The organism is Streptomyces capoamus (genome assembly GCF_014654935.1).
GTDB lineage: Bacteria > Actinomycetota > Actinomycetes > Streptomycetales > Streptomycetaceae > Streptomyces > Streptomyces capoamus.
Genome location: NZ_BNBF01000008.1, coordinates 21,835 through 27,898, shown reverse-complemented (window position 1 = coordinate 27,898; position 6,064 = coordinate 21,835). Strand labels below are relative to the sequence as shown.

Genomic DNA, 6,064 nt, shown 5'->3' with positions numbered 1-6,064 from the left:
CCGGCCGGGGCCGAGCCGGCCCGCCTGCTGCATCGGGAACGAAGCGGTGCTGAAGACGTGCCCGTCCGCGCATCGGACGACGGTGCGTTCCATCAAGTCCCTCAAGTCCCTTCCCCAAGAGCCGCGTCCGGCGTTGCTGCCCGGACGCGGAAGGCACATTACGGGATCAAAGAGACGACTCCGCACGCGGCACTCCGGCCCTCGCGCGAGCCTCCACGCTACGCCCCAACTCGGGCCGCCCGCAGTCGGATACCACGCCCGGGCCCTGTCCACACCTCCGACATCCGACCACTACGGCCCGACGATGATGTAGAGTGAGCACCGTCCGGACACCGGCCCCTTGGGACCGCGTCCGTATCACGCGGGTGTAGTTTAATGGTAGAACATCAGCTTCCCAAGCTGAGAGCGCGAGTTCGATTCTCGTCACCCGCTCCATAGCTAAGGTCCAGGTCAGCGACTTGGACCTTTTTGCTGTGCGCTGCCCTCACTGGCCGCGTGCCAGATGCGTGCAGCAAAGCCACAGTCCCCTTCTCCGAGTTCGCCCAACGACTGTACGGCTCAGGGCGTCAGGCATATCTGTCGTTCGATGCCGGCCCCAGCAGCTTGCGGATCGTCCCACACCTCGACAGTGACGACAGCCGGGGCATCGGCAGCATGGTGATCTTCTGCTTCGACCTCGGTGTGCCCCTGGACGAGGGTGATCCACCCTCGTCCAGGGGCACGGTCCGGCGCCCTAGCTGGTTCCAACGTTCCGCAGCTTCCCAAGCTGAGAGCGCGAGTTCGATTCTCGTCACCCGCTCCATGAGAAACCCCTAGGTCAGCGGCCTGGGGGTTCTTTGTTGTCTAGACCGAGGCGGAATGCGCACCACGACCGCACCATTGGCTGCCGGTGGTCTCCTCATTGGGGTGCGCGGTCCATCGGGACCGTCCTCAGGGTGTTTCGCACGTTCTGCACGGGCCAAGTCGTCGAGACCAGCGAGGAGATCAGCTCTGAGACGGACGGCAAAGTCTGCCGTGCACGCATGACTTGCGTAGGTCACGTCTGCGGGAGTGCCGTATCGACAGCACCCGGTGATCTCCCGGCAGCCCCGTCCCCTTGGCGGTGGCCACGTCCCGGCGGGGCACTTGACGGCCGAGGCTCCCGCGTCAGAGCGGGAGGTCGTCGGGAAGCACCCTGAACGCCTTGTAATGGCCCAACGGGCGTACGGCCCGGAAGTCTCGTCGGTCGAGGGTGAGAATCGCGTCCGTGTCGTAATCGGCGGCAAGCGCCACGTTCACCGCGTCGGCGAGGTCGAGGTCCAGCGCGCGGTAGCGGACACGGACGGACTGGGCGGCGCCCAGGTGGTCCGCCGTGATCTCCGGCAGGACGACACGACCCCGGCTCATCCATCGCCGCAGGTCGTCGACCGCGCTGACGGCAGCCTCCCTGCCGAGCTCACGCGTCGCCACGTGATCCAGTTCGGCCAGCAGGAGCGGAGACATGACCAGCAGGCCCGCCGCCATGATGGCCTCGTTCGCCGCTCGGTGTTCCGGATGAGCCGAATCCAGGGCCGCCAGAAGACCGGACGTATCGGCGATGACAATGATCACGCGGCGGATCCGGAGCCCGAGCCGGTCTCCCGCCGGGCGGCCTCGGCGACCGTGTCGCGGACCTCCGACTTGGACAGCGTGCGCCCCGGCCCTTCAAACGTGCGCGAGAACAGCGGCTCGTCCCAGACCCGGTTCGCCATGGCCGCAAGGTGGATGCCCTGGCGGATGATCTCGGCTTCGCTTATACCTCGGCGCTTGGCGGCGTCCTTGATGATCGCCAGGTCTTCGGGGTCGGCGTAGACGTTGGTACGCTTCATGGACATGTACCAAGAGTAGTCCATGTACCGGATTGATGTATCCGCCTATGTCCCGTTGCCGAGGTCGGCCGAGCACGCCTCATAGGCCGGGCTTATGGGCTTCAGTCCTCCGTAAGCCCGGCCATGGTCGTCGCCGAGGTGTATTGGCACCGTCGACGGCCTACCCGCATGGAAGCTACTCACGCGGCGGTGCGGCGGGCCTGGGGCTGGCGTCGCCTCACTTCCGGCGGGCGCAGTCGTAGAGGGTGAAGCTGCCGTCGGTGCGGACGCCGTAGGCCGTGGGCCGGACGCGGGTGCAGTGGGACTTCACCCAGGTGGTGGCGGCAGTGGTGGGGCGCTGGGTGGTGAGCAGCGCGTAGCGCAGCTGGTGGGCGGTGACGAGGCTGCCGAGCTGCTGGGCGCTCGGGAAGGGGGTGCTGCCGGTGAAGCCGCCCATGACGAGGATGGGCTCGGACTTCGCGCGCAGCAGGGGCTCGGCGGTGTAGGCGGCTTGGGTGGCAAGCAGGTACTTCTCGCCGTGGCGGTGCGCGGTGAGGTAGCCGAGCAGGGCGGTGTCACGGGCGCTGGGCCGGCCGAGTCCTCTCCTGCGCGGAGCGTGACGGGGGTGATCGTGGTACGACTTGCCGACCGGACCGGCCATCGGCGAGGTGGCGGCGCCCGCGTAGAGCGGGTCGAGGCTGGAGACGGCCCAGCCGGCCGGTACGACCAGGGTGGCCGCGATCCCGGCGGCGAGGGCGGCGTGGATCTTCCGCGGGGAGGTGCGCGGCCCGCGGCTGCACAGGCCCACCACGCCGCACAGCGCGAGCATCACGGCGACCGGCAGCAGCCAGGAGACGAATCGGGTCGGCCAGTCGAGCACCAGCGCCCACGCCGCCGTCAGCGCGATCACCGCCGGGAGCGCAAGGTGTCGCCGGCCGGCCGCCTCGTGCTCCGCCTCCCGCTCCGGCGTGTACGTCGTGTCCGGCTCCGGCGGGTACGTCGTCGGCAGCCTCAGCGCGTACGTCTTCTCCGGATCCGTCTCGTGCTCCGCCTCCCGCTCCCTCTCGCGCTCCGTCGCCGGCTCCGGCTTGTGCTCCGCCTCCCGCTCCGGCTCGTACGTCGCCTCGTACTCCGAGCGGAAGAGCGCGAGGCCGCCGCCGGCCAGCGCGGCGAGCGCCGGGGCGATGACGGCCGTGTAGTAGGCGTGGTTGCCGTTGGAGACGCTGAACACCAGCGCGTGCACGGCCAGCCAGCCGCCCCACAGCAGGAATCCCGCGCGCGGCAGGTCGGTTCGCGGCCGGCCGGCGCGCCGGGCGACGCCCAGGACCGCGGCGAGCACGGCGAGCGGCAGCAGCCAGGCGACCTGCGGGCCGACCGTGTCGTTGATCAGCATGTCCCAGCCGGTGTTGCCGGTGGTGCGGCTGGCGGCGGTGCCCGCGACGGCGCCGAACGCGGTGGGATCGCTGCTGAAGCGGCTGAGGCCGTTGTAACCGAAGACCAGGGCGAACGGGTTGTTGTCGGACGTTCCGTCGAGGTACGGGCGGTCGGCGGCCGGTGTCGCCCAGGCGATGAACATCCAGGAGCAGGAGACCGCCAGCGCGACCGCCCCGCCCACCAGGACGCGCGCAGCCCGGTGCAACGGCCTGCCGGGCGCGACGAGTAGGTACACGGCGGCGAAGACCGGCAGCACCAGCCACGCCTGCAGCATCTTCGCCTGGAAGGCGAGCCCGACCCAGATCCCGCAGGTGATCAGCGGCAGCAGCCGCTCGGTGCGCACCGCCTTCTGCAGCGCTCCGGCGGCCGCCATCAGGAGCAGGGTGAGCGCGGTGTCCGGGATGGTGGCACGGTTGAGCGCCACGGTGACCGGGGTGAGGGTGAGCGCCAGTGCGGCGATCAGCGCCGCGAACGGACCGGCCCAGGCCCGTACGATCCGGTGCAGCAGCCATACGGTGAGCACGCCCTCGACGACCTGCGGAAGCGCGGCCGCCCAGGTGTGCGGGCCGAAGAGCCAGACGGAGACGGCGTCGGGCCAGAAGGCGCCGGGCAGCTTGTCGATGCTGATCGAGCCGGCGGCGTCGAGCCCGCCGAAGAAGAACGCACGCCAGCTGCCGGCCATCGAGCGTATCGCCGCACTGTAGAAAGGGTGGAGCGCGGCCTGCCCGATGCCCCAGGAGTACAGCACCGTGGCGACGGCCAGTACCGCGGCGAGCGCCGGGCGCTCCCAGCGCGGGGCGTCCTCCGGCCGGCCGGAGCGGCGGTTCGCCGCCCGGCGGCCTTGCTGCGCTCCGGTGGGCTGGGCGGCGGGGATGGCGGTCATGGCAGTGGTCCTCGGATCAGCAGGTCAGGTGGAGCGACGCAGTCACACGCGGCGCGGTCACAGGCGGCGGGCCGCCCGGAAGCCGCGGGCGTAGAAGTCGGTGCCGTCCAGCAGCGCGTGGCCCGACAGGTCGCCCAGGGTCGGGCCGTTGGCGGCGGAGCGGCTGGAGTAGAAGCGGTGCCGGCCCTGGTCGTCGAGGCCCATGTACATGCCGACGTGGTCGATGAAGTCCGGCCGCTCCTTGATGATGGCGAAGAAGACCAGATCGCCGGGTTGCAGGGCGTCCAGATCGGTGGCCTGCTTCCTGCCCGTGTGGGGGATCACCGTGCGGCCGGGACCGTAGGCGGCGATGGCGTAGGCGCGGCGCGGCAGACCGGGGCCCTTGGTGTTGGTGTTGTGCAGGGGGATGCCCATGCGGTAGCCCCACACCAGGCGCTGGAAGCCGGAGCAGTCGACGTCGCCGTAGCGGGCCTGCTCCGGCTGCACGTGTGTGCCGTCGGGGAACGTCCAGTCGATGCCCAGATAGTCGTAGAAGTCGGACTGCTCGTCGTAGTAGGCGAAGTCCAGCGGGTTCTTGACCGCGGAGTTGCGCGGGCCGAAGTGCGCGGTGCCCGCGTAGCGCACGCCCTTGGCGTCGTGCTTGTCGGGCGCCCCGGCGCTGCTGTACTGGAACGCCACGGCGAAGACGTCCGGGCTGCTGTCGCCGAGGGCCTTCTTGAACCAGCCCTTGAACCAGGCGGACTTTTCCATGCCCGGCTGCCACGCGTGCGGCAGCACCCGCACCCAGGCGTCCGTGATCACCTTGGCCTCGGTGGTCCGCGGCTCGCTGAAGGTGCGGCTGGGCCCGGTGAGTACGGCCGTACGGGCGCCGTCGGTGAACGTGGCGAGCGTGCCGCCGTCGCCGGCCCGGACCACGGTGCGATCGGGGGCGGACAGCCGCTCGAAGGTGTGGGGCCCGGTGGACCGGGCGCCCGTGCCGGAGCCCGTGCCGTCGGCGGCCGTACCGCCACCGTCGTCGCTTCCGTGCCCGAGGCGGTCCCAGGCGTACCCGCCCGCCACCCCGGCGGCCGCCACGCCCGCGATCGTCCGGAACACGGCGCGTCGAGTCGGGCGGCTACGTCCGCCGTCATGTGCGGGGTGCATGGCCGATCCTCCTTGGAACTGTGAGGTGAGGGGGTGAACAGGTCAGCCGGTGGGCAGTGCCCCGATCAACAGACCGGCGACCAGCACCACGTACGTGGCCAGGGTCACCGCCGTGGTCGAGATGACCGTGGCCGCCAGCGGCTGGCGGGCCATCTGGTAGGAGACCAGGCCGGGGACGATGAAGCCAAGCGTTTGTGACGTGTACAGCAGCGGGAACTCGTGGCTGAGGGCGAGCATCACGGTGGTCTGCATCAGCACCGCGCACAGCACGACGGCGGCGAACAGCCGCTTGCCGTAGAGAATCACCGTGCGCTGCACCAGCTTCGTCAGGAAGTACGTTCCCGTCGCCACGGCGACCATCAGCCCGGCCATCCGCACGTCGGTGACGAGCGTGAGGGCGATCCAGCCGGGGGTGATCATCCCCCCGGGGGAGAGGTTGGTGGTCAGATAGCAGACGAGCGAGAAGATCAGCCCGAGGGCGATCCCGAGCGCGGCGGTCTGTGCGTTGAGATTGGCGGGGATCACGGGTTCCTCGTGAACTGGGACGGGTCGTAGGAGTGGTGCTGCTCGTCCGCGGTGCTCCGGTCGTCGGACCGGCCCTGACGGGCGGCGGCCCGGCGGGCGAGGTCGCGCTGATCCGGGATGCGGATGGCTTGCGTCGGTGAATCCAGCGGTGCCACCCAGCTGTACGGCTCCGGCTCGGGCGGCCGGGCCACCGAGACCCACGGCCGGGGTATGGCGAACTGCATGGTCTCCTGGTCCAGGCCGTCGCCGTCGG

5 protein-coding genes, 1 tRNA gene and 1 pseudogene are annotated in these 6,064 nt (G+C 70.3%); 1 reads left to right on the top strand and 6 read right to left on the bottom strand.

Annotated features, from left to right (window positions below; translation table 11 throughout):
* Positions 1–361 precede the first annotated feature (361 nt).
* Positions 362–435 (top strand) — tRNA-Gly (locus tag IE312_RS14695).
* A 711-nt stretch (positions 436–1,146) separates the two neighbouring features.
* Here IE312_RS14695 and IE312_RS14690 read toward each other — a convergent pair.
* The 6 genes and pseudogenes from IE312_RS14690 to IE312_RS14660 form a co-directional block, all read right to left on the bottom strand.
* Complete coding sequence (locus tag IE312_RS14690) at positions 1,147–1,590, bottom strand: PIN domain-containing protein (RefSeq protein WP_189981882.1); 444 nt, start codon at positions 1,588–1,590, stop codon at positions 1,147–1,149.
* A complete protein-coding gene (locus IE312_RS14685; protein ID WP_189981879.1) occupies positions 1,587–1,853 on the bottom strand; it encodes a ribbon-helix-helix domain-containing protein in 267 nt (88 codons plus the stop codon). The genes IE312_RS14690 and IE312_RS14685 overlap by 4 nt, the downstream gene beginning before the upstream one ends.
* Positions 1,854–2,064: 211 nt before the next feature.
* The gene (locus IE312_RS40060) at positions 2,065–4,143 is read right to left on the bottom strand and encodes an ArnT family glycosyltransferase (RefSeq protein ID WP_229899754.1); all 2,079 of its coding nucleotides are present in this window, start codon (positions 4,141–4,143) and stop codon (positions 2,065–2,067) included.
* Between the two features lie 57 nt (positions 4,144–4,200).
* Positions 4,201–5,286: an NlpC/P60 family protein gene (locus IE312_RS14670; protein ID WP_189981876.1), complete on the bottom strand. Its 1,086-nt coding sequence runs from the start codon at positions 5,284–5,286 to the stop codon at positions 4,201–4,203.
* A gap of 42 nt (positions 5,287–5,328) precedes the next feature.
* Positions 5,329–5,811: a poly-gamma-glutamate biosynthesis protein PgsC/CapC gene (locus IE312_RS14665; RefSeq protein WP_189981874.1), complete on the bottom strand. Its 483-nt coding sequence runs from the start codon at positions 5,809–5,811 to the stop codon at positions 5,329–5,331.
* Positions 5,808–6,064: pseudogene (locus IE312_RS14660) on the bottom strand (poly-gamma-glutamate synthase PgsB); the annotation flags it as partial. The pseudogene IE312_RS14660 and the gene IE312_RS14665, both read right to left, overlap by 4 nt.